This window comes from Paracoccus alkenifer, from assembly GCF_900108405.1.
GTDB classification, from domain to species: Bacteria; Pseudomonadota; Alphaproteobacteria; order Rhodobacterales; family Rhodobacteraceae; genus Paracoccus; species Paracoccus alkenifer.
The window spans coordinates 57,591-78,103 of record NZ_FNXG01000007.1 but is presented as its reverse complement, the minus strand read 5'-3'; the positions used below and the strand labels follow the sequence as shown (position 1 = coordinate 78,103).

At 65.4% G+C, this 20,513-nt stretch carries 25 protein-coding genes; 23 read left to right on the top strand and 2 right to left on the bottom strand.

Annotation, left to right across the window (positions count from 1 at the left end; genetic code table 11):
* The 13 genes from BLW83_RS14360 to BLW83_RS14300 all read left to right on the top strand — a co-directional run.
* Positions 1-316 (top strand): integrase core domain-containing protein (locus BLW83_RS14360; RefSeq protein ID WP_143042858.1); only part of this gene is annotated, 316 nt, incomplete at its 5' end.
* Between the two features lie 172 nt (positions 317-488).
* Positions 489-1,445, top strand: a complete 957-nt coding sequence (locus tag BLW83_RS14355) for an ArdC family protein (protein ID WP_090848920.1) — start codon at positions 489-491, stop codon at positions 1,443-1,445.
* Positions 1,442-1,837 carry a DUF2958 domain-containing protein gene (locus BLW83_RS14350; protein WP_090848918.1) on the top strand — a complete coding sequence of 132 codons (396 nt, stop codon included), beginning with the start codon at positions 1,442-1,444 and terminating at the stop codon, positions 1,835-1,837. The genes BLW83_RS14355 and BLW83_RS14350 overlap by 4 nt, the downstream gene beginning before the upstream one ends.
* 123 nt (positions 1,838-1,960) lie before the next feature.
* On the top strand, positions 1,961-4,111 hold the full coding sequence (locus BLW83_RS14345; RefSeq protein WP_090848917.1) for a ParB/RepB/Spo0J family partition protein: 2,151 nt from the start codon (positions 1,961-1,963) through the stop codon (positions 4,109-4,111).
* A gap of 98 nt (positions 4,112-4,209) precedes the next feature.
* Positions 4,210-4,686 (top strand): hypothetical protein, encoded by a 477-nt coding sequence (locus tag BLW83_RS14340; RefSeq protein ID WP_090848916.1) that lies wholly within the window; start codon positions 4,210-4,212, stop codon positions 4,684-4,686.
* A gap of 70 nt (positions 4,687-4,756) precedes the next feature.
* A complete protein-coding gene (locus BLW83_RS14335) occupies positions 4,757-5,023 on the top strand; it encodes a DUF6117 family protein (protein WP_090848915.1) in 267 nt (88 codons plus the stop codon).
* Positions 5,020-5,316: a hypothetical protein gene (locus BLW83_RS14330; RefSeq protein ID WP_090848914.1), complete on the top strand. Its 297-nt coding sequence runs from the start codon at positions 5,020-5,022 to the stop codon at positions 5,314-5,316. The genes BLW83_RS14335 and BLW83_RS14330 overlap by 4 nt, the downstream gene beginning before the upstream one ends.
* 426 nt (positions 5,317-5,742) lie before the next feature.
* Complete coding sequence (locus BLW83_RS14325; RefSeq protein WP_166507195.1) at positions 5,743-5,907, top strand: hypothetical protein; 165 nt, start codon at positions 5,743-5,745, stop codon at positions 5,905-5,907.
* A 202-nt stretch (positions 5,908-6,109) separates the two neighbouring features.
* The gene (locus BLW83_RS14320) at positions 6,110-6,598 is read left to right on the top strand and encodes a DUF6878 family protein (RefSeq protein WP_090848913.1); all 489 of its coding nucleotides are present in this window, start codon (positions 6,110-6,112) and stop codon (positions 6,596-6,598) included.
* 9 nt (positions 6,599-6,607) lie between these two features.
* Positions 6,608-6,991 (top strand): DUF6915 family protein, encoded by a 384-nt coding sequence (locus BLW83_RS14315; RefSeq protein ID WP_090848912.1) that lies wholly within the window; start codon positions 6,608-6,610, stop codon positions 6,989-6,991.
* Between the two features lie 99 nt (positions 6,992-7,090).
* Positions 7,091-7,648: a hypothetical protein gene (locus tag BLW83_RS14310; protein ID WP_090848911.1), complete on the top strand. Its 558-nt coding sequence runs from the start codon at positions 7,091-7,093 to the stop codon at positions 7,646-7,648.
* Positions 7,649-7,714: 66 nt separating this feature from the next.
* Positions 7,715-8,131 carry a hypothetical protein gene (locus tag BLW83_RS14305; protein ID WP_090848910.1) on the top strand — a complete coding sequence of 139 codons (417 nt, stop codon included), beginning with the start codon at positions 7,715-7,717 and terminating at the stop codon, positions 8,129-8,131.
* The gene (locus BLW83_RS14300) at positions 8,124-8,768 is read left to right on the top strand and encodes an antitoxin of toxin-antitoxin stability system (RefSeq protein WP_090848909.1); all 645 of its coding nucleotides are present in this window, start codon (positions 8,124-8,126) and stop codon (positions 8,766-8,768) included. The genes BLW83_RS14305 and BLW83_RS14300 overlap by 8 nt, the downstream gene beginning before the upstream one ends.
* A 17-nt stretch (positions 8,769-8,785) precedes the next feature.
* Here the strand turns inward: BLW83_RS14300 and BLW83_RS14295 are convergent, their stop codons facing one another.
* Together BLW83_RS14295 and BLW83_RS14290 are read right to left on the bottom strand one after the other, a co-directional pair.
* On the bottom strand, positions 8,786-9,169 hold the full coding sequence (locus BLW83_RS14295; protein ID WP_090848908.1) for a type II toxin-antitoxin system VapC family toxin: 384 nt from the start codon (positions 9,167-9,169) through the stop codon (positions 8,786-8,788).
* Positions 9,166-9,423, bottom strand: coding sequence for a type II toxin-antitoxin system Phd/YefM family antitoxin (locus BLW83_RS14290; RefSeq protein ID WP_058898903.1), 258 nt, complete (start codon positions 9,421-9,423; stop codon positions 9,166-9,168). Before BLW83_RS14290 ends, BLW83_RS14295 begins: the two co-directional genes overlap by 4 nt.
* Before the next feature lie 161 nt (positions 9,424-9,584).
* On the opposite strand from BLW83_RS14290, the gene BLW83_RS14285 reads away from it, so the two are divergent.
* The 10 genes from BLW83_RS14285 (at position 9,585) to BLW83_RS14240 (ending at position 20,249) form a co-directional block, all read left to right on the top strand.
* The gene (locus BLW83_RS14285) at positions 9,585-10,007 is read left to right on the top strand and encodes an antirestriction protein (protein ID WP_090848907.1); all 423 of its coding nucleotides are present in this window, start codon (positions 9,585-9,587) and stop codon (positions 10,005-10,007) included.
* A gap of 158 nt (positions 10,008-10,165) precedes the next feature.
* Positions 10,166-14,515 (top strand): strawberry notch family protein, encoded by a 4,350-nt coding sequence (locus BLW83_RS14280; RefSeq protein ID WP_090848906.1) that lies wholly within the window; start codon positions 10,166-10,168, stop codon positions 14,513-14,515.
* Complete coding sequence (locus BLW83_RS14275; protein WP_090848905.1) at positions 14,515-15,558, top strand: DUF7146 domain-containing protein; 1,044 nt, start codon at positions 14,515-14,517, stop codon at positions 15,556-15,558. The genes BLW83_RS14280 and BLW83_RS14275 overlap by 1 nt, the downstream gene beginning before the upstream one ends.
* Positions 15,559-15,892: 334 nt before the next feature.
* Positions 15,893-16,828: a DUF2493 domain-containing protein gene (locus tag BLW83_RS14270; RefSeq protein ID WP_090848904.1), complete on the top strand. Its 936-nt coding sequence runs from the start codon at positions 15,893-15,895 to the stop codon at positions 16,826-16,828.
* 157 nt (positions 16,829-16,985) lie between these two features.
* Positions 16,986-17,402: a hypothetical protein gene (locus BLW83_RS14265; protein WP_090848926.1), complete on the top strand. Its 417-nt coding sequence runs from the start codon at positions 16,986-16,988 to the stop codon at positions 17,400-17,402.
* Positions 17,403-18,107: 705 nt separating this feature from the next.
* Entirely contained in the window at positions 18,108-18,509 is a 402-nt protein-coding gene (locus tag BLW83_RS14260) for a single-stranded DNA-binding protein (protein ID WP_012092621.1), read from the top strand.
* A gap of 232 nt (positions 18,510-18,741) precedes the next feature.
* Positions 18,742-18,993: a helix-turn-helix domain-containing protein gene (locus BLW83_RS14255; protein ID WP_058099093.1), complete on the top strand. Its 252-nt coding sequence runs from the start codon at positions 18,742-18,744 to the stop codon at positions 18,991-18,993.
* A gap of 39 nt (positions 18,994-19,032) precedes the next feature.
* Positions 19,033-19,365, top strand: a complete 333-nt coding sequence (locus BLW83_RS14250; RefSeq protein ID WP_425433971.1) for a DNA -binding domain-containing protein — start codon at positions 19,033-19,035, stop codon at positions 19,363-19,365.
* Between the two features lie 70 nt (positions 19,366-19,435).
* Complete coding sequence (locus BLW83_RS14245) at positions 19,436-19,786, top strand: transcriptional regulator domain-containing protein (RefSeq protein WP_238986825.1); 351 nt, start codon at positions 19,436-19,438, stop codon at positions 19,784-19,786.
* Complete coding sequence (locus BLW83_RS14240; RefSeq protein WP_245728907.1) at positions 19,743-20,249, top strand: DUF2285 domain-containing protein; 507 nt, start codon at positions 19,743-19,745, stop codon at positions 20,247-20,249. Before BLW83_RS14245 ends, BLW83_RS14240 begins: the two co-directional genes overlap by 44 nt.
* Positions 20,250-20,513: the final 264 nt, after the last annotated feature.

Below are 20,513 nucleotides of genomic sequence, written 5' to 3'. Positions count from 1 at the left end.
CATTGAATGGCGCGGCAAACCGCTGGCGATCCGGGTCGATAACGGCCCGGAATACGTCAGTGCCACGCTGACAATCTGGGCCGAGAAGCAGGGCATCGCCCTGACCTACATCCAGCCCGGAAAGCCGCAGCAGAACGCCTATGTCGAGCGCTACAACCGGACGGTCCGGCACGAATGGCTCGACCTCTACATCTTTGAAACCATCGAGGAGGTGCAGCAGATCGCCACCGAATGGCTATGGACCTACAACAACGAACGCCCGAACATGGGCATCGGCGGCGTCACACCCGCCATGAAGCTGAAAATGGCCGCGTGAGTTCTACGGTCGCGCCCCGTTAAAACGGGGAGGATTACCCGTTGCCGACGCACCCCCTTCAGCGGGGAGACCTCCGCAACGCCCCCAGAGAGTAAGAGTGCGGACTGGGTTTGCCGTGACGGGTTGAGGGCTGGAGAAGAGGTCTCCGGCGCCCGTCGCGGAGATCATCCCGATGGCCAGACAGGATCGCGCTGCCGATGGCGCGCGCAGCAATCTTTACGATGACATTACCGGCAAGATTATCGCCGAACTGGAGGCAGGGCGGCTTCCCTGGGTTCAGCCATGGGGGACATCGGCAGCGAAAGCGCCGCTTGCCATGCCGCGAAATGCCGCGACCTCGCGGCAATATTCCGGGATCAACATCCTGATCCTCTGGGGCGCCGTGGTCCAGCACGGCTACCCTTCCCAGCACTGGCTCACCTATCGCCAGGCGGCGGCGCTCGGCGGCAATGTCATGAAGGGCGAGCGTGGCACCACCGTCGTCTTTGCCGACCGCTTCACGCCGGAAGACGAGAAGCGCCGCGCCCGCGAGACCGGCGAGGAGCCGGGACGCATCCCGTTCCTGAAGCGTTTCACCGTTTTCAATGCCGCGCAATGCGAGGGCCTGCCCGAGGAGATCGCGGTGGAGGCACCGCCCCCGCCGCCCGGCATGATCGAGCCTCGGGTGGAGGCGTTGATCCGGGCCACCGGCATCGACTTCCGCATCGGCGGGGATCGTGCCTTCTACGTCCCATCACAGGACTTCGTGATGGTCCCGCCGCCGCAAGCCTATTTCGAGCCGATCAACTGGCACCGGACGGCGCTGCACGAGATGGGGCACGCCACCGGCCATGCCTCGCGCCTGGGGCGGGATTTCTCGGGCAGCTTCGGCACGAAGAAATACGCCTTCGAGGAGCTAGTGGCCGAGATGAACGCCGCCTTCTGCTGCGCCACGCTCGGGATCGTGCCGACCGTGCGCCATGCCGATTACATCGGCTCCTGGCTGGAGGTGCTGCGCGAGGACAACCGCGCCATCGTCCGTGCTGCCTCGCAGGCCAGCAAAGCGGCTGACTGGCTGCTGTCGCATCTGCCAGCCGAAGATGCCGGGGAACCGGATGCGGCATCGACCGAAGGGAGGGTCGCGGCATGATCCTCCTGACCGGAACGCAACGCGACCGGCTTCTGGCCAATGATCGCCAGCGCGATGTGGACCACATCCCCGTCGTGAAATTCTTCAACCCCTTCGGTGCAGGCGTCTGGCTCGCCACCGAACTGGATGAGGGCGGTGACATCATGTTCGGTCTTGCCGATATCGGCTGCCCCGAACTCGGCTCGTGGAGCCTGGAAGAATTGCGCTTGATCCGGTTGCCTTTCGGCATGGGAATCGAGCGGGATCTGCTCTTTACCGGAGATTTTCCGATCTCGGTCTGGGCCGAGACCGCGCGCGAGACCGGCAGCATCCGCGCGGCCGAGCATGCCCTCTACCGCGCCGGTGCGGCATTCGCCCGCACATCCGCAGATACGGAAAGCCGGGGTTCCTGATTTCTGGGTATCGGCTTTGTGGCCTGGCGTCGCGCTCTTCAGAGGAAGAGGGCGGCGCTTCGCTTCGTGACGGGTTGGAGGTCGAGAGAGAGGCTCCCGGCCGCCCGTCGCGGAGAAACCACCATGGCCAAAGCTGCCAGAAAGAAGACCGTCGCCCCGATGATCGTCTTTTCGCGGGCGCGCGACATTCCCTTCAACCGCATCAGGCTGTCGGACAGCAATGTCCGCGAGACCGACGTCGAGGCGGGCCTCGATGAACTTACCCATGACATCGACCGGCGCGAGGATCTCGTGCAGGGTCTCAATGTCCGCGCCATCCTCGACGAGGACGGCAATGAGACCGGCGATTTCGAAACCCCGGCTGGTGGCCGTCGCTACAGGTCCATCGCCCGTCTCGTCGAGGCAGGTCGCTTCCCGGCCGATGGCCTCATCCCCTGCATCGTCAAGAAAGCCGATGCCAAGACCTCGGCCGTTGATGACTCGCTGGCCGAGAACCTGCTGCGCCTCGCCTTGCATCCGCTCGACCAGTTCAAGGCGTTCAAGCGGATGTTCGACATGGGTATGTCGAAGGAGGAAATCGCCGACGCATGGCGCACCACGCCGCGCTACATCATGCAGCGCCTTCGCCTCGCGACGGTCGCGCCGTCCCTGCATGACGCCTACGCGAAAAGCGAGATGACGCTGGCGATGCTGGAAGCTTTCACCGTCAACCCCGATCACGAACGCCAGCAGCAGGTCTGGGAGCGGATCAGCACGTCGTGGCAGAAAGAGCCCTGGCACATCCGCAGCCTGCTGACCGAGACCACGGTTCCGGCCGCCGACAAGCGCGTACTCTTCGTCGGCATTGAGGCCTATGAGGCGGCGGGTGGCCCGGTGCTGCGCGATCTCTTCTCCGACGAGAACGGCGGCTGGTTGCAGGACGTCACGCTCTTGGACCGCTTGGTTGACGAAAAGCTGCGCGCCATCGCCGACGAAATCGCCGGTCAGGGCTGGAAGTGGATCGACGCGGCGGTCGAAGTTCCCTATGGCCACACCAACGGCCTGCGCAGGCTGGTCGGCGTGACCCAGGAACTGACCGACGAGGAGCGCGCCGCCCGAGAGGCGCTGCGCGACGAGTATGACGACCTCGAAGCGCAGTATGCAGAAGCCGAGGACCTGCCCGATGAGGTCGATCAGCGGCTCGGGGAGATCGAAGCCGAGCTGGACGCCTTCGAGAACCGGCCCGTCATCTTTGCGCCGGAAGACATCGCCCGTGCCGGTGTTTTCGTCAGCATCGGCCGCGAGGGCGAGTTGATCGTCAGCAGCGGTTATGTCCGCCCCGAGGACGAAGAACCCGAGACCGTCGATGGCGAGGATGCCGGCGAAGGTGCCGACCCATCCGATCCTGATGCCGTGCAGCGCGCGGTCATCACCGTCGGCGGCGAGCCGGTCCCGGACGGCGATGAAGAGGAGGACGATGCCGTCAAGCCACTGCCCGAGCGGCTGGTGACGGACCTGACCGCCTGGCGGACGCTGGCGCTGCGCAATGCGCTTGCCGAGAATCCGCGCGTCGCCATGACGGCGCTGCTGCACAAGCTGGTTCTCGATACTTTCGAGCGCACCGCCACCTCGGGAACCAGCCTCTATGCCGCCGTGCGTCACATCTATCTTCCCACGGATGCGACCGGGCTCGCTGACAGCGCCGCCGCGAAGATGATCGACGAGCGCGCGGACGCCTGGCGGGGCGACATCCCCGCTGGCGATGACGAACGGCTCTGGGATTGGATCGACGGTCTCGACGATGCCAGCCGCCTGGCGCTGCTCGCCCATTGCGTCAGTTTCGGGGTCAACGCGCTTTACGAGCGGCCCAACCCCTATTCGGGGAATGGCATCTCGCAGCACGGTCTCGACCGCCGCATGGCCGAGGCCGAACGGCTGGCACAGGCCACCGGCCTCGATCTCGTCGAGGCAGGCTGGAGGCCCACGGTCGAGAACTACCTGGGTCGCGTGACCAAGACCCGCATCATCGAGGCGGTGCGCGAGGGCGCCGGCGATCGCGCGGCCGATCTCATCGCGCATCTCAAGAAGGGCGACATGGCGAAGGAGGCCGAACGGCTCCTGGCCGATACCGGCTGGCTGCCGGAACCGCTGCGCCCCGCCATCGAGGCGCAGGCCGTGGATGGTGCGACCGATCAGGACGAGGACGGCGTGGCGCTGCCCGACTTCCTCGCCGGTGGCCATGAGGACACGGCCGAGGCCGCCGACGATCCGGAGGCCCTCGTCGCCGCCGAGTGACGCGCATCAGCGGGGCGGCCTCCGTCGCCCTGCATTCCATCCCTTCCATCTCAAGGCCCGGCACCGCGCCGGGCCGCTTTCGTTTCAGGAGCAAGATCATGTCCGCTTCCCTCATTTTCGACATTGCGCCTCTCGGCTCGCTCGTGGCCTATAGCGACGGCCAGCCGAAACCGCCCGCACGTTTCACCAAGAAGCTCGCCGCGTGGAAATCCCGCAACGGGGCCGGTCGCCTCGTGCGCAAGGAACCGGGCCGCGAGCGCCCGACCTACACGACCCCGCCGTCCTTCACCCTGCATGAGGGTGATTTCGGCGAAGGCGGCATCATCCTCATCACCATCATGCGCAGCTACGGCATCGACAGCGATCTGAGCTTCCGGGTTGTCGAACGCCCGAAGATCGGTCAGGTCCGCGTTGTGCAGGATGTCGGAGAGAACGTCGAATTGCTGCACCTCGCCGAGAACCGCGAAGCGGCCGAACTCTGGCTGGCGAGGAAAGGGTGTAGCCGCGCCCGTCTCGATGAGATCACCGCCGACGAGGCAGGCGCCGATGCCGTCGAGGGCCGAGCTGCCGCGTGACGTTCGCCGATCCCGTTCATCCGGCCCGCTGTCCCGTGACGGCGGGCCTTCTTCGTTTCAGGAGACTACAATGGCCATTCCCAATCCCGTTCGAACGAACTTCGACACTCTGCTTCGTGCTGCCGATGACGGCAATCTCGCCCTTATGGAATGCCTCGACGCCTCGACCCGCGAGACCCGCTATGTCCTGTGCGCGGTCGGCCGCGACGGGGGCGATTACGTCTTCACGCCGTTCGGCCATCTCGCAGACGGCAACCCCTATGACGCCTATCTGCCGCCGGACCCTGACGATCCTGCCGGCTTTGTCGAGAAGGCCGAAGATGGGCGCGCATCATGATGACGGTCGATGAAATCTTCGCCGATGACCGCCGCAACCCGCCCTCGGAGCGCTCGCTTCCCTGGGAGGAATCCCGCGGCGGCGTCACCGTCGTCGTGGAACCCAAGCCGCATTGGGCCGAGGACATGCGCGCCTTTCGGCTCGATGCCCGTGAATACTGCCGCTATGCCGACTGGACGGCCCATGGCGCCCGGACGCGCTTTTTTGGTCATATCGACACCTCCGGCGACGATGTGATGATGAAGGCCCGCGCCATGATCGCCCGCGAAATCGCCGATGGGTTCTGGGACTGACTGAGGCCCTGAAAGCCGCGCCTTGCACACGGGGCTATCAGGTATCGCTGCCCGTGCAGCGATGGATCGAGTTCGAGCTTCACCATTGCGCCATCTCCTTGGAGTTGCGGGGGCAACAGGTGCCGTCCCCGGCCTGAAACACACCCTGAATATCCGCCGGCAACGAGGCTGGCGCAGCAAAGCATCTGCGACGGGTTTCCGGCACCTGCTCGACGCAAAGCACCATCCCCCGCTTCCATTCGCTAACCTTGGTCCGGCCGTCTCTTTGCATTCAACCCCGGTGGGGTCGGCTTACGCGCGCGTGCCGCCCTCGGGGATTCGGAAAGAATCCGAACGCCCGAGGGTGATTGCAGACCCGGTCAGACACTTCGGGCGCCTGTCGCGCGGGGGATGGTCCCCCGCCTCCAAAGACAGGAGCCGGAACCAATGTCCTACGCAGATGCCACCGCGTTCGCCGCCAGCCTCGCCACCACGCTGATGGTCGTGATCGTCGTGTTTCAGGCCGGGGACGGCACCCACGGCGCCATGCCCGCCGACGAGTTCGACGGCGACGAAGAGATGGTGAAGCTCGAACTCGATCCCTTCGGCTGAGGCGCGAAAGCGCCTCCGCCAGGTGGCCCGGATTCCGCATCCGGGCCTTCAGTCCTGCGCCGATTGCCCATCGCCAGCGGCGACGCCGAGGCCTGCCTCGGCAAGGAAGAGGGAAAGTTGGGCCGGGATCGGGGCGAGCCCGGCGGAAGAAGAGGAGAGTGATGCCGGGCCATATCATCCCGCTCTCCTGGAGGATCATCCAATGACCGATACCGACAAACCAGCCACGCCGGAATTCGACATGGCCGCCAGCGTCGCGCGCTTCTTCACCGAGCGCGATGAGCGCAACCGTCGCGCTGAAGCGGTCCGTCCCGACAACAAGACGGCGCTGTTCGATGCGCTGGCCGCCGCAGGCATCACTCTCGTGACCGTCACCTTCGACGGTTCTGGCGACAGCGGCCAGATCGAGGACATCACCGCACAATCGGACGACCGGACCGTGGACCTGCCGCAGGGCGAGATCACCATTGCCACGGTGGCATGGGGAACCGACAAGGTGACCGCAACCTCAATGGGCGTTGAGGCGGCCATCGAACAGCTCGCCTATGACTTCCTCTCGGAAACCCATGGCGGCTGGGAGAACAATGATGGCGCCTATGGCGAGTTCAGCTTCGATGTGGCGGCGCGCACCATCACGCTCGACTACAACGAGCGCTACACCGCCACCGAATTCTACAGTCACGAGTTCTGAGGGGCGGAAATGGCACATCCCTATCATCATGCGCTCTCGTCGGTGAAGAAATGGGGCGGCACGGTCGATGATTACCTGCCCATCCATAGCTGGTTCGATGCCAGCAAGGAAATCCTCGCTGATTTTCGTCATCGCGCGCTTCGCCACCATGCCGAGGGCATCTTCATGGCCGAGACCATTTTCGGGGTAACGATCACCCTGTCCACCGGCAGGGTGATCCCGACCCGATGGGTCGGGGAGCAGCATGTCCGCGAGGATCTGGGCCATATCCCGTCCTTCGCCGATTGGGCGCGGGCAATCCACCCGGCGCCCTGGATGGGGCGGACGCAGCGGATCGAGGCGGACGTCGATCCGCATTGCACTATAGGTCTCGAAGTTTCCCGGCCACGATGATCCTCCATCGGCACGGGAGAGTAAGAGTGCGGGCCGGTTGGCCGTGACGGGTTGTGAGGCGGGAGAGAGGCTTCCGCCGTCCGTTGCGGAGCATTCCCCATGAACCTTCCCTACCACACCACTTTCGCCCCGATCGGCGAAATTGTCGCGCGACAGATCCTGCCCCGGCTGCGTCACGCCCAGAAGCTGCCTTCGTGCATCTCCTGCATCGGTATCGCCAGCTACGACGAAAGCGATGACGTCGGCGGCTTCGACCGCACCCTCGTCATCGGGCAGTGCCAATCCCCCGAAGAGGCGATGACCATCGCCAGCCAGCGCGTTGGGCGCGGTGATTTCCGCGTTGGACAGGGCGATGCGCTGCGCTTTCGCCCCCGCGTCATGGTCATTCAGGACAAAGAACTGGGTCTTGTCCTTGCCGGTGAGGTCCGGGCCGGGATCGTGCTCTGGCAGCACCTGGCCGCGTCCGACGCCGAGGCCCGCCGCATCGTCACGGAGGCCAGCCGTCTGCGGGGCATGGCCTTCACGGCATCCGAGCGCGGCGATGCAGTATCCGCTCGTGATCTCCGCCACCGCGCCAACCTGCTCGAGGCGCGGCTGGTCGATCCCTTCTGGCGCGAGACGACTGCCGATCTGGTTCGGCTGCCACAAGCCGCCTGACCTGTTGCCCATTCCCACCCATTCGGCCCGGCCCCGCGCCGGGCTTTCTCGTTTCAGGAGCCTGTCATGGCCGACTACTTCACTCATTTCTCCTGCCTGCTCGACGTGGGCAGCCCCGAGAACGCCGCCCGCGCGCTTGATCTCTACAACGCGCTGGCGCGTGAAAACGCCGGCGAAGATCCGTCCTCGGACGCCTTCATGCTTTCGATCCAGCCCGAACATGGCGGCACCCAGCTCTGGATGCGCGATGACGGCACCGGCGATCCCGAGCATGTTATCCAGTTCGTCAAACGCTGTGCCGCCGCGTTCGGCCTGACCGGGCTATGGGGGATGCAATACGCCAATACCTGCTCACGTCCGAGAATCGACGGGTTCGGGGGCGGCGCGCATGTCCTCGACCTCGCCACCGGCGAGACCGTGGACTGGATCTACACCGACGGTTGGCTTTCCACCGTTCTGGACGGGGGCGACCCCAATGCCTGACGTCATCGAAACCACGGTCTATCGGCTCGACGAGCTTTCCGAAGCCGCGAAAGACAATGCCCGCGCCTGGTATCGCGAGGGCGGCTTCGAATACGATTGGTACGATGCCGTCTATGAGGATTTCCGGCGGATCGCGGACATCCTCGGCATCCGCATCAAGAGCCGCACCGTCCGCCTCATGGGCGGCGGCGTGCGACAAGAGCCTTGCATCTGGTTTACGGGCTTCTGGTCGCAGGGCGATGGCGCCGCGTTCGAAGGCCACTATTCCTATCGCAAAGGCACGGCGGCGGAAATCCGTACCTATGCGCCGAAGGATGTGGAGCTGCACCGCATCGCGGATGCCCTGCACCAGGCGCAACGCCGCAACTTCTACCAGTTGACCGCCGAGGCGACCCATCGGGGGCGATACTATCACGAATACTGCATGGCGATCTCGGTCACCCGCGACAGCCCGACCTGGCAGGACATGACCCCCGATGCCGAGGAGACCGTCATCGAGGCATTGCGCGATCTCGCCCGTTGGCTTTATCGCCAGCTTGAGCGCGAATACGACTACCTGACTTTGGATGAGGCGGTCGATGAGGCCATCGTTGCCAACGAATACAGCTTCACAGTTGATGGAAAGCGCTTCGGCTGAAACCCTTCTGCGCTGCCTCACAGAACCGACCGCAGGTCCGTCCGTGAGAAGTCGTCGCCGACGAAGAGCAACGGGCAGCCGCGCTCGCTCGCGACCTCATAGGCGAAGCAGTCGCCGTAGTTGAGAGCGGCGGGATGAACGCCCTTGCCCCAGCGGGCATAGGCTTCGGAGATCCTGCGTGCCGAAGCCTCCGTGACGGAGACGACCTCGAATCCAAGGCCCTCGATCAGGGCGGCAATCTCTTCCCCGACATTGCGGCGCCCGGCCACGATCAGCGCCTCGGCCACGGTTCCGGCCGAGATCAGCAACCCGTCCGCCGCCTCGATCGCCGCCATGCAGGTTTCGGCCTGGGGCTCGTCCAGCACGATCGCCATCAGTGCCGAGGTGTCGACGACGATCACGCCGGCATCCCGTCATCACCATAGAGGAAGTCCTGACTGCGCGCGGCATTGACACCGGGCAGTGCCTTGCCCCGCGCCGTGGCCCGGACCCGCTCCATCAACGCGCGCCGGCCTTTCGGGGTCGTCGCCATGGCAACCGGCACGAGGCGGGCGACCTCATGGCCCCGTCGGGTCAGGATCACCTCGTCGCCGGCCTCGGCGCGTTTCACCAGCTCGGTGAGCTGCGCTTTCGCATCAGTGACAGAAACCCTCATCGCACATCACTCCAGAAGTTCTCCGCTATCCTGCGCAAGATGGTCCATAGAATGGTCCATTTCAAGCCCCCAGAGCGCGAGAAGGGCCGGGAGAGGGTGCCTCCGGACGGGTTGAGAGAGGGTCGTCCGGCTGCCGTCCCTTTTCCTCTCGGAGACCGATCATGGCTTTGCCCGAACTTGCTTCTCAAGCCGCAACCCGTGTCCCCATTGAGCGCCGCATGGAGTTCCTGCCGCGCCTTTTCGGCCGACGCCTGCTCATCATCGGCGAGCATACCGTCTTCCGCTTCATGGAGATCCTCAGTCCCGGCGACTACGGCGGCGGGCTTTGGGATTTCTACGAACGCGCCGGCCAGCCGCTCTATCTCGCGCCGACATCAAAGCCCCGTTACCTCCTGTTCTGCGAAGGCAACGGTTTCGAGGGCGAGGTCTCATGCGATGCGGCTGGGATCATCGCCACGCTCTTCGCCTTCTCGCATCTTTCCTTCCGCTACGATGACGACGAACTCGCCGAGGGCTATGGCCGTCTCTACGAACATGCCGCCAATCACCCGGAGGCGGCGGCGATCTTCCAGGCCATCGACTGAAACCCACAAGCGCCCAGCCTGACGGTCGGGCGCTTGTTTCATGCCTGCTTTCGCCACGGCTTCAGAGCGAGAGATGTGCCGGAAGGGGTTTGAGCCGGTGCGGTCGAGAGAGAGCGCTGCCCGGCTTGATCCTGACTTGCTCTCCCGAGGAATCCCCGATGAACATGATTTCCGCATCCGCGGCGGCATCCGCCACCGCGCCGCTTCCGCTCGACCATGGCGCCGAGACCGCAGCCTGCGTTTTCACCGCTGCCGGTCTGCTGCTGCCGCATCTGGAACGCGGTCAGCGTGTCGACGCCGCCACGCTGCGCGGCGCGATGGAAGCGGGTTTCGGCGCTTCCGACGCTACCGGCGCATGGACCTGGAAGATCGCCTATGATGCTTGCGAGGCGGCCACCGTCCTCTTCCTGCGCAAATACGGCAAAGCGCTTTTCCGTAGAGCCGGATCTCCGACGGCGATCCTGCCGCAGCTCGGCAAGATCTCCGGGCTTCTGCCGACGCATACGCGCCGCTCGGAAGAAGCGCAGACCTTCCAGCAGTTCTCCACGCCGATCCCGCTCGGTTTCGCGGCGGTCACGGCGGCGGCGATCACGCCTGCCGACCGCGTGCTGGAGCCCTCGGCCGGCACCGGGATCCTCGCCATCCTGGCGGAGATCGCCGGCGGTACGCTTCTCGTCAACGAACTGGCCGAGATGCGCGCCGGTCTCCTGACTTCCCTCTTTCCGGCCCTGTCCGTCACCCACTTCGACGCGGCCCAGATCGACGATCATCTCGATCCCGGCCTGATCCCGACCGTCGTGCTGATGAATCCGCCGTTCTCGGTCATGGCCCATGTCGAGGGCCGCGTGGCCGATGCTGCCTTCCGCCATGTCGCTTCGGCGCTGGCGCGTCTTGCGCCCGGCGGACGGCTCGTGACCATCACCGGCGCGAGCTTCGCCCCCGATAATCCGGCGTGGACGGCATCCTGGACCCGGCTGCAGGAGCGCGGCCGCGTGGTATTCTCCACCGCCGTCGATGGTTCGGTCTATGCTAAGCATGGCACCACCATCGACACGCGGCTGACCGTCATCGATAAGCTGCCCGCCGAAGATGCGGCGGTGTTTCCGCCCGCGCCAGGTGTCGCCCCGGACGTGGCCACGCTGATCGCCTGGCTAGCCGACCTGCTTCCCACGCGGCTGCCGGTCGATCCCGGCCTGACGGTGCCGGTCGCACGACCCACCGCGCCCCGCACCGTGCGCGGCTACGTCAACCGCGCCGCGCGATCCGCGCCCGCCGCGCCCCTTGCGGAACCGGAGGCCGTGCCGGTCGCCTACGAGACCGTGGATTGGGAACCGGCCGAGGGCGGCGGCCTCTCCGACGCGATCTACGAGGAATACGGGCTTCAGACCATCCGCATCGACGGGGCGCAGGCGCATCCTACCCAGCTCGTGCAGTCGGCCTCAATGGCGAGCATCGCGCCGCCGAAGCCCAGCTATCGGCCGACGCTTCCCAACGACATTCTCGGCAAGCTGTCCGAGGCGCAGCTGGAGACCGTGATTTATGCGGGCGAGGCCCATGGGGGCTTCCTCGCCGGGGGCTGGACGATCGATGACACGCTCGACAATCTCGCCGCCGCGCCGGAGGATGCCGAGGGAGCAATCCGTTTCCGTCAGGGCTTCATGATCGGCGACGGCACCGGCGTCGGCAAGGGTCGGGAATCCGCCGCCATCATCCTCGACAACTGGATGCAGGGGCGGCGTAAGGCGATCTGGATCTCGAAATCCGACAAGCTGTTGGAGGACGCGCAACGTGACTGGTCGGCGCTCGGCATGGAGCGGCTGCTGGTCACGCCGCTGTCGCGATTCCCGCAAGGCAAGCCCATCACGCTGAACGAAGGCATCCTGTTTCTAACCTATGCCACGCTGCGCTCCGACGACCGTGGCGAACGGGTTTCCAGGGTCAGGCAGATCGTCGAATGGTTGGGTTCTGACTTCGATGGGGTCATCATCTTCGACGAGGCGCATGCCATGGCCAATGCCGCCGGAGACAAGGGAGAACGCGGCGATGTCGCCGCCAGCCAGCAGGGCCGCGCCGGGCTGCGCTTCCAGCATGCCCTGCCGCAGGCCCGCGTGGTCTATGTCTCGGCCACCGGCGCCACCACCGTCCACAATCTCGCCTATGCGCAAAGGTTGGGCCTCTGGGGCGGCGAGGATTTCCCGTTCTCGACCCGAGCCGAGTTTGTCGAGGCGATCGAGGCCGGCGGCGTCGCGGCGATGGAGGTGCTGGCGCGCGACTTGCGTGCCCTCGGCCTCTACACCGCCCGGTCCTTGTCGTTCAAAGGCGTCGAATACGAGTTGCTCGACCATGAACTGACCCCTGAACAGGTCCGCATCTACGACAGCTATGCCGATGCCTTCGCCATCATCCATAACAATCTCGATGCGGCGATGCAGGCCGCCAACATCACCGGCGGCGACGGCGGTTCCGGCACGCTGAACCGGCAGGCCAAATCCGCCGCCCGCTCGGCCTTCGAGTCTGCCAAGCAGCGGTTCTTCGGGCATTTGCTCACGTCCATGAAAACCCCGACGCTGATCCGGTCGATCACCAGCGATCTGGACGCGGGCCATTCCTCCGTCATCCAGATCGTTTCGACCGGCGAAGCGCTGATGGAAAGGCGGCTGGCGGAGATCCCCACCGAGGAATGGGGCGATCTGAAAATGGACCTCTCACCTCGTGAATACGTCCTGGATTACCTCGCCCATTCCTTCCCGGTGCAGCTCTACGAGCCGTTCACGGATTCGGAGGGCAACCTGTCTTCGCGTCCGGTCTATCGCGACGGCCAGCCGGTCGAGAGCCGCGAGGCCGTGGCCCGGCGCGACGAGATGATCGCCAGTCTGGCATCGCTGCCGCCGGTCCCCGGCGCGCTGGATCAGATCATCCAGCATTTCGGCACCGACACGGTGGCCGAGGTGACGGGGCGTTCGCGCCGTATCGTCCGCAAGCGCGGCGTCACCATCGACCAGCTTGTCGTGGAGAACCGTGCCGGTTCGGCCAATCTGGCCGAGACGCATGCCTTCATGGACGATGCCAAGCGCGTGCTGGTCTTTTCTGACGCCGGCGGCACCGGCCGCAGTTATCACGCCGAGCTGTCGGCGAAGAATACCCGGCTGCGTGTCCACTATCTCCTCGAAGCCGGGTGGAAGGCGGACGCCGCCATCCAGGGCCTCGGCCGCACGCATCGCACCAACCAGGCACAGCCGCCACTGTTCCGACCGATCTCGACCAATGTGAAGGCCGAGAAGCGCTTCCTCTCGACCATCGCCCGCCGTCTTGACACGCTGGGCGCGATTACGCGCGGCCAGCGCCAGACCGGTGGTCAGGGCCTGTTCCGCCCGGAAGATAACCTGGAATCGCATTACGCCCGTGACGCGCTGCGCCAGCTTTATCTCCTGCTGGTGCGCGGCAAGGTCGACGGCTGCTCACTGGAGCGGTTCGAGGCTGCCACCGGGTTGAAGCTGATGGATGCGAACGGCATCAAGGACAATTTGCCGGCCATCACCACCTTCCTCAACCGGCTGCTGGCGCTGACCATCGAGCTTCAGGGCATCCTCTTCACCGCCTTCGAACAACTTCTGACCGCCCGCATCGAGGGCGCCATCGCCTCCGGCACCTATGACGCCGGGCTGGAGACCCTGCGCGCCGAGAGCTTCGTAGTGACGGATCGGCAGGTGATCTACACGCACCCGCGCACCGGGGCCGAGACCAGCCTGCTGACCATCACCGAACGCAGGCGCAACCGCCCGGTGACGCTCGACGCCGCGCTGGCGGAACTCGACGATCCCCGCGCCAGGCTGCTGATCAACGAGCGCTCAGGCCGGGCAGCGGTGCAGATCCCCACCACCAGCGTGATGTTGGACGATGGCGAGATCGAGCGCCGCGTCCGGCTGATCCGGCCGATGGAAGCGCAGAACGTCCAGGTCAGGATGATGCGCGAGACCCATTGGGTCGAAGCCGACAGGGATGCCTTCGCATCGGCCTGGGAAGCCGAAGTCGCGGAGGTGCCGGAGTTCGCCGAGTCCACCTTGCACATGGTGACGGGCCTGCTGCTACCGATCTGGAAGCGGCTGCCGAACGACTCCACTCGCGTCTATCGGCTTCAGTCTGACGCCGGCGAGCGCATCATCGGCCGCAAGGTCTCCCCGGCTTGGGCGGCCAATGCGACCGAGACCGGCATCACCTCGGTCTCGCCGGACGATGCCTTCGCGGCGCTGCTGGAAAGTCGGACCATCCTCGATCTCGCTGAGGGCCTCCAGCTTCGCCGGGTCCGGGTCATGGGGGCAAACCGGATCGAGCTGTCGGGTTTCACCGACACCATGCGCCAGCGCCTCACGGCCTATGGGCTGTTCCACGAGATCATCTCCTGGAAGCTGCGCATGTTCGTGCCGGTCGATGCCAGCGGACCCGCCGTACTCGCCAAGCTCTTCGACCGCTGGCCGGTCGAGCGCATCGGCGAGCGGGAGGCCGCCTGATGGCGCGTCACGACGCTTCTGAACTGGCGATCCGTCTCGGCCGCGAGGCCGAGGCGGTCTGCCGCCACTACCTGTCGTCCGGCCACCGCGCCGGGCGATACTGGCTCGTCGGCGATGTGCAGAACAACCCCGGCCGATCGATGTTCGTGCGCCTGACTGGGCCGGAAGCCGGCAAGGGCGCGGCGGGAAAATGGACCGACATGGCCACCGGGCAGCATGGCGATCTGCTCGACGTCATCCGCGAGACGCTCGGGCTGGTCGACTTCAGGGACGTGGCCGAGGAGGCGCGCCGTTTCCTCGCCCTCCCGCATCCCGAGCCGGAGTCGACGAGGACGCCAACCGGCAGCACATCCGGCAGCGCGCCCGGTTCGCCTGAAGCGTCGCGGCGGCTCTTCGCCATGGCGCAGCCGATCCTCGGTACGCTTGCAGCGACCTACCTCAGCGGGCGGGCGATCACCTCCCTTTCGGGCACCGCCGCGCTGCGCTTCCATCCCCGGTGCTACTATAGACCTGACGAGCATTCGCCCACCGAGATCAGGCCGGCCCTCGTTGCCGCCGTCACCGATCTCTCCGGCCATCAGACCGGCGCGCACCGCACCTGGCTCGCCCCGGACGGTTCTGGCAAGGCGGCTGTCGAGACACCGCGGCGGGCGATGGGCGACCTTCTCGGCCACGCCGTCCGCTTCGGCACCGCCGCTGAGGTGCTCGCCGCTGGCGAGGGCATCGAGACCGTGCTGTCGCCCCGTCAGGTTCTGCCCCGCATGCCGATGCTGGCGGCGCTTTCGGCCGCTCACCTCGCTGCCATCCTGTTCCCGCCGTCGCTGCGCCGGCTCTATGTCGTCAGGGATCGCGATCCGGCCGGAAATGGTGCCAGAGACAGTCTGGTGGCCAGAGCAGCGAGCCTCGGGATCGAGGCGATATCGCTCACGCCGTGTGAGGGCGATTTCAACGATGATCTGCGACGCTACGGCGCTAATGCCCTCAGGGCGACCCTGAAGGATCAGCTTCATCCCGAAGACGTCCACCGTTTCATGGAAGGGTGAGGGCGTGATCGGTCCCGGAGGCGCGGCCCAGCTTCGCCCCGTGCCGGTCTCGGTTTCAGGTCATCGCCAGGAGCAGCCCTCGTCGGAGAGTCCCGCACCCACGGCCTGTCTCGAGAGGGCGATCGGCGCACAAGCGGGACGGGCAGGCAATGGCCGGGAGCGACTAATTTCCGCCGGCGGCTGTGCCGCCTTTGCATCGCGAAAGGCAAATTAGCCGCACCCGGCCATCAAGGCCCTCGCAGAGCGGGCGAGGGCTGCCAGCCCGTCCCGCCCGTGCGCTTCGACGCCTGCGAAGGCCGCGATGGGCGCGGTCTCCAGACGAAGGACGCAACCGATGACGTTTGATCCCGAATATGCAGGGGCCGAGCCGGTCCACACCTCCTCCCAGACCGATCACGCCCTCACCGAACTCCAGCTCTACGGCTGGCGCCCGTTCCAAGACGAACCTGATCCGCGACCGCTCCCCGAGGGCAATACCGTCGCTGTAGCCGTCACAGACATCTTCGACGCCCTTGTGGCGACGCTCAGTGACACCCGTCTCGAACCCGATCTCGAAGAACTGCTCTGGGGCGCCGTCAATCTCTTCCACCGCGCCACCAGCCGGGTCGAACGCGATCTCGACGACAACGAGCAGGCGCAGCGCCGGATGCAGCGGGAACAGGACGGCAGCGAGGTGAAATCGGTCGAACTCGAACGCCTCACGGCAGAAGGGCAGACCCTGATCGAACGGCGCGCCAGCATGGAACTCTTCCGCGACCTCGCCGCCGAGGCCTTCGAGCAGCACACGGGCAGCGCCTGGCGGCCGCGTTCTGGCTCGATGGTCAACCATCGCAACCTGACGGCCGCGATGATCGACAGCCGCGACTTTCTGGCTGCGAAACGCCGGGCCGAGACCGAGGTGATGCTGCCCCCCGGTCCCAAGGTGGCCGTGACCGGCGGCGCCGACTTCAACGATCACCGGCTGATCTGGGCGAAGCTCGATCAGGTCCATGCCAAGCACCCCGACATGGTGTTGCTGCACGGCGGGTCGCCGAAGGGAGCCGAACTGATCGCCTCCCGCTGGGCCGATCACCGCAAGGTGCCTCAGATCGCCTTCCGGCCCGACTGGACCAAGCACGCCAAGGCCGCGCCGTTCAAGCGAAACGATGCCATGCTGGACGTCCTGCCGGTCGGCGTCCTCGTCTTCCCCGGCACCGGGATTCAGGAGAATCTCGCCGACAAGGCCCGCAAGCTCGGCATCCCGGTCATGAAGTTCGAGGGCGGCGCGTAAGCGCCGCCTGGCGGCTTTCGGCCGCCGATACTTGACAAGATGCAAGGCCGCGCCTTTGATGGAACATCCTTGCAGAACCGGCGAAGCAGCATAGTCGCAGGCGGAGCGCATCTCCCGGCAGCCTGTCGTGATCCCCAACCGTTCTCTGGAGGTTTCCATGACGCTGATCCTGCTCGCCATCTCGCTCACCATCGCGGCCTGCGTGATCGCCTGGAATCTCGCGATCTATGCCTTGCCCGTCATGGCAGCCATCACGGCCGCGCAATATGCCTGGGGCGCGGGCGCCGGGGTCGTGATGTCCGGCCTCATGGCCATCGGCGCCGCCGTGCTCTCGATCGCGCTTGTGATCGTGACTCTTGGCTTCGCGAAGAACCCGGCCCTGCGGCTCATTGCGCTCGCTCTCTTCTCCGTGCCCGCCGTCATCGCCGGCTATGCCCTTCTCTATGGCATCACCAAGAACGCCATCGACTCGGGGCTGGTTCTCAACCTGTTCGGCGGCATGGGCGGTCTCGTCATCGGCATCTCGGCCATCGTCAATCTGAACGCCCTCGGCGAGTCGGTGTTCTCGCGCTGAAACTCCCGCCGCGATCCGCCACCTCCGAGTAAACCCGGCAGCTTGCGCTATAGGGCCTCGGTCGTTCCACCCAAGACGGAAAGTGAGTTCATCGCGGGCATGTCGCCGTCGCTCCCGGCCCGCTTCGCCCGGCTCTGGAAACGGTTCATCGGTGCGAACCCGCAGTTCTTTGCGGTCGATACCCCGCTGCATCGGTCCACCTCGCTTCGTAGGGCCTCCGAGAACACCTTCCTTGCCCCTTCACGATGCTGTGGGACCGAGCCTTTGGCCGATGAAGCAGGACGGTGTCATAGCGGGCATGAGAACCCGATAGCCTGTTCGATCACATCGCGGATGACAGGGCCTTCCGGCGGCGGACACGACGTTGACCGGCAAAGACGGTTGAACGAGTGCCATGCCGGTGGTCTCGGTTCGCAGGGGGCCTGCCTGGCCGCTGTCGCCAGCAAGGACGATGGTTCTGCTGTGCGTCCCCGATCTGCTTTCGAAAGCACCATCCCTCCGCCTGACTGATCCCCTAAGTCCGTTCGGCTTCCACCAGCAACCCCCGCGGCTCCCAGCCGTGTTGCCGCGCAAGCGCGGCTGCCCGCCCCACCTGGGGCCTTGGGGGCAAGCTGCAGCAAGGGCGGCAGTTGCAGGAGTCTTCCGACGGCCTTGGCCGGGTCTCGTCGGAGGGACGGTCCCTCCGAGGAGCAACGGAGACCTACAATGCAGAACATCGTCATCCTCGCCGGCAACATCGGCCAGGCCCCCGAAACCCGCACCACCCAGGGCGGCACCGGCATCACCCACTTCACCCTGGCCACCTCGCGCCCCCGCTATTCGGAAGGCCGCGTCCTGCGCGACGAGAACGGCTATCGGGTCCAGGACACCGAATGGCACCGCATCACCTGCTTCAACGGCCTCGGCAAGACGGTCCAGCAGCATTGCGACAAGGGCATGAAGGTTCTGGTTCGCGGCCGCATCCACTACACGAAATGGACCGATGCCGCCGGGGTCGATCGCTACGGCTGCGAGATCATCGCCGAGACGGTCGATTTCCTGAGCCGGGCGAAGCAGACCCAGAACGACGACGGCAAGTTCATCGACGACGATGACATTCCGTTCTGATCGGGAACCCGAGGCCCGGCGGCGCAAGCCGCCGGGTTTCCCTCCTGCTTCACCGGATCGCGCCCGCCGCTTCTGGCAAGGTCCAGCGACCGAATCAGACGGGCATGGACGGGAGCGTCGTCTCTCTATCCTTGATAATTGCACCTGAATTTCGGCTGGTGCTCACAGCGAGAACGACTATTATAGCCGTAGTTCTGGAGTGCGTGCATATCCCGGTGGGAGGTGATCATGTATGATCACCGCTCGCCAATCACGGGCTGCGCGCGCGTTACTGGGATGGACACAGGAGACGCTCGCCGACAAGGCCCAAGTCGCATTGACCGCACTCAAACGCCTCGAATCCCAAAGCGGGCTCGAGGTGTTCGAGTCCACCCGTGACCAGGTGCGCCGCGCTCTCGAAGCGGCCGGGATCGTATTCCTGTCGACGGACAAGGGCGAGGGCGTGTTGCTGCAACACAATGGGGCCAACACCGACAAACGGTGAAATAGCGGCCAGCGTGATGTCAGGTTCTCGTCAAAAGGAATGGCTATCTTCCGCCGAAGATGGTTAACAAATACGTTACCCGAACGTGAGCGAATGATGGGCCGCGCGACACAGACATATCTCGACACACCACCGTCCAGCCAGACGCTGACGTCTTATGATCGCGAGCACATGAAGCTCTACATGCGCCTTCTCGATGCCGAGCGTGATGGCGCCGATTGGCGCGAAGCTGTGCAGGTTCTCTTTGGCCTCGATCCAGAGTGCGATCCCGACCGCTGCCGCTCCATCCATGATACTCATCTCGCTCGCGCGCATTGGATGACCGAACACGGCTACCGCGAACTGGTCCGCGAAAGTCAGCGCAAGACCTGACCCGTGATGCGTGCCGCGCATCACCTGTTGACCAGCGCCTGACTTCCGAAACGCAACTCATGCGGGAATCTTGAGCCTTCCCTATTCGTTTGAGTGGATTCGGGAGGCCGCGATGACCCCTGACGCATCGACCTGGCGTTCTTCGGCGCAATACGACCATCTGGATGAACTGACGGCATCCGATCTGGCCTGGGAATGGCTGCGCCGCAATGACGATTATGACGCAGATTTTGAAGCCTCGATTGCCGACCAAGGAGACCCCCAACCGCTGACCGAACGGATCCGGCAGCGCTGGGGGTTGCGATTTCCCGGTCGATCCGCTGGTCCCGCCGCCCGATGCGCCGGTCTTCTGGCTCCCAGCGGAGGACACAAGTGTGGTGGTGCTGACCGAAGTCCCTTTGGAACTTGGCGACAGCACTGACGGCGCTCCGCTGAACTGGCGCCTCGACTTCTCGGTCGAGAACGCTGGCGCAGAGTTCCACGTCCCGCTTGGCAATGGGCAGAAGCTCCAGATCTTCGACGGCGCCATTAAGGGGGACGCGATCGCGGTCGCCGTCGTCCCTCTCAGCCTCGCCGGTTTCGACCGGATCGAGGCCATTCAACGCTTCCTTTCCGCCCTGCATGGTCGCGCGATCCCGCCGGATACACGCATGACACGCCAGCAACGCGCGCGCCTCCGACGGATGCTGCGGGCCTTCGATGGCCATCGGGCTGGCGCCACGCAGCAGGAGATCGCGCGGGTTCTTCTGAACACCGGCCGGCTTGACCGGGACGAATGGCAAGCATCCTCGGCCCGTCATGCCATCAAGGCACTCCTGCGCGATGCCCGTGCAATGGTCGCCGGCGGTTATCGGAAACTCCTGCGTCATCGCCGCCCACGATAGTGCGGCTTTGCGTCGGCAACAGCCACTTCGCCGCGCCGGTCGCCGGCGCGCGGCACTTCGGCGCGACGCTGCTCTACAAGATCAACTCCAGCACCAATGCGCGGATGCGCGGCTGGCTGGTGCTGAACGGCATAACGGAAATCCGCGGCTCGCGGGGGGAGTTTCCGGCGCGCGTGTCTCCGAGGCGACGGCGCTCTGGCTGCAGACCATGGCACCGCTTGCACAAGGCGACACCGTCGAGCTGCAGGGCAACTTTCGCGCGGC

Coding starts and splice junctions, on each gene's coding strand:
- BLW83_RS14330 (WP_090848914.1), top strand. CDS start 5,020: ATGATGACGGTCGATGAAATCTTCGCCGATGACCGCCGCAACCCGCCC.
- BLW83_RS14350 (WP_090848918.1), top strand. CDS start 1,442: ATGATCCTCCTGACCGGAACGCAACGCGACCGGCTTCTGGCCAATGAT.
- BLW83_RS14340 (WP_090848916.1), top strand. CDS start 4,210: ATGTCCGCTTCCCTCATTTTCGACATTGCGCCTCTCGGCTCGCTCGTG.
- BLW83_RS14300 (WP_090848909.1), top strand. CDS start 8,124: ATGCCTGACGTCATCGAAACCACGGTCTATCGGCTCGACGAGCTTTCC.
- BLW83_RS14355 (WP_090848920.1), top strand. CDS start 489: ATGGCCAGACAGGATCGCGCTGCCGATGGCGCGCGCAGCAATCTTTAC.
- BLW83_RS14290 (WP_058898903.1), bottom strand. CDS start 9,423: ATGAGGGTTTCTGTCACTGATGCGAAAGCGCAGCTCACCGAGCTGGTG.
- BLW83_RS14325 (WP_166507195.1), top strand. CDS start 5,743: ATGTCCTACGCAGATGCCACCGCGTTCGCCGCCAGCCTCGCCACCACG.
- BLW83_RS14310 (WP_090848911.1), top strand. CDS start 7,091: ATGAACCTTCCCTACCACACCACTTTCGCCCCGATCGGCGAAATTGTC.
- BLW83_RS14265 (WP_090848926.1), top strand. CDS start 16,986: ATGACGCTGATCCTGCTCGCCATCTCGCTCACCATCGCGGCCTGCGTG.
- BLW83_RS14260 (WP_012092621.1), top strand. CDS start 18,108: ATGCAGAACATCGTCATCCTCGCCGGCAACATCGGCCAGGCCCCCGAA.
- BLW83_RS14285 (WP_090848907.1), top strand. CDS start 9,585: ATGGCTTTGCCCGAACTTGCTTCTCAAGCCGCAACCCGTGTCCCCATT.
- BLW83_RS14345 (WP_090848917.1), top strand. CDS start 1,961: ATGGCCAAAGCTGCCAGAAAGAAGACCGTCGCCCCGATGATCGTCTTT.
- BLW83_RS14280 (WP_090848906.1), top strand. CDS start 10,166: ATGAACATGATTTCCGCATCCGCGGCGGCATCCGCCACCGCGCCGCTT.
- BLW83_RS14275 (WP_090848905.1), top strand. CDS start 14,515: ATGGCGCGTCACGACGCTTCTGAACTGGCGATCCGTCTCGGCCGCGAG.
- BLW83_RS14315 (WP_090848912.1), top strand. CDS start 6,608: ATGGCACATCCCTATCATCATGCGCTCTCGTCGGTGAAGAAATGGGGC.
- BLW83_RS14320 (WP_090848913.1), top strand. CDS start 6,110: ATGACCGATACCGACAAACCAGCCACGCCGGAATTCGACATGGCCGCC.
- BLW83_RS14255 (WP_058099093.1), top strand. CDS start 18,742: ATGATCACCGCTCGCCAATCACGGGCTGCGCGCGCGTTACTGGGATGG.
- BLW83_RS14305 (WP_090848910.1), top strand. CDS start 7,715: ATGGCCGACTACTTCACTCATTTCTCCTGCCTGCTCGACGTGGGCAGC.
- BLW83_RS14270 (WP_090848904.1), top strand. CDS start 15,893: ATGACGTTTGATCCCGAATATGCAGGGGCCGAGCCGGTCCACACCTCC.
- BLW83_RS14335 (WP_090848915.1), top strand. CDS start 4,757: ATGGCCATTCCCAATCCCGTTCGAACGAACTTCGACACTCTGCTTCGT.
- BLW83_RS14250 (WP_425433971.1), top strand. CDS start 19,033: ATGGCTATCTTCCGCCGAAGATGGTTAACAAATACGTTACCCGAACGT.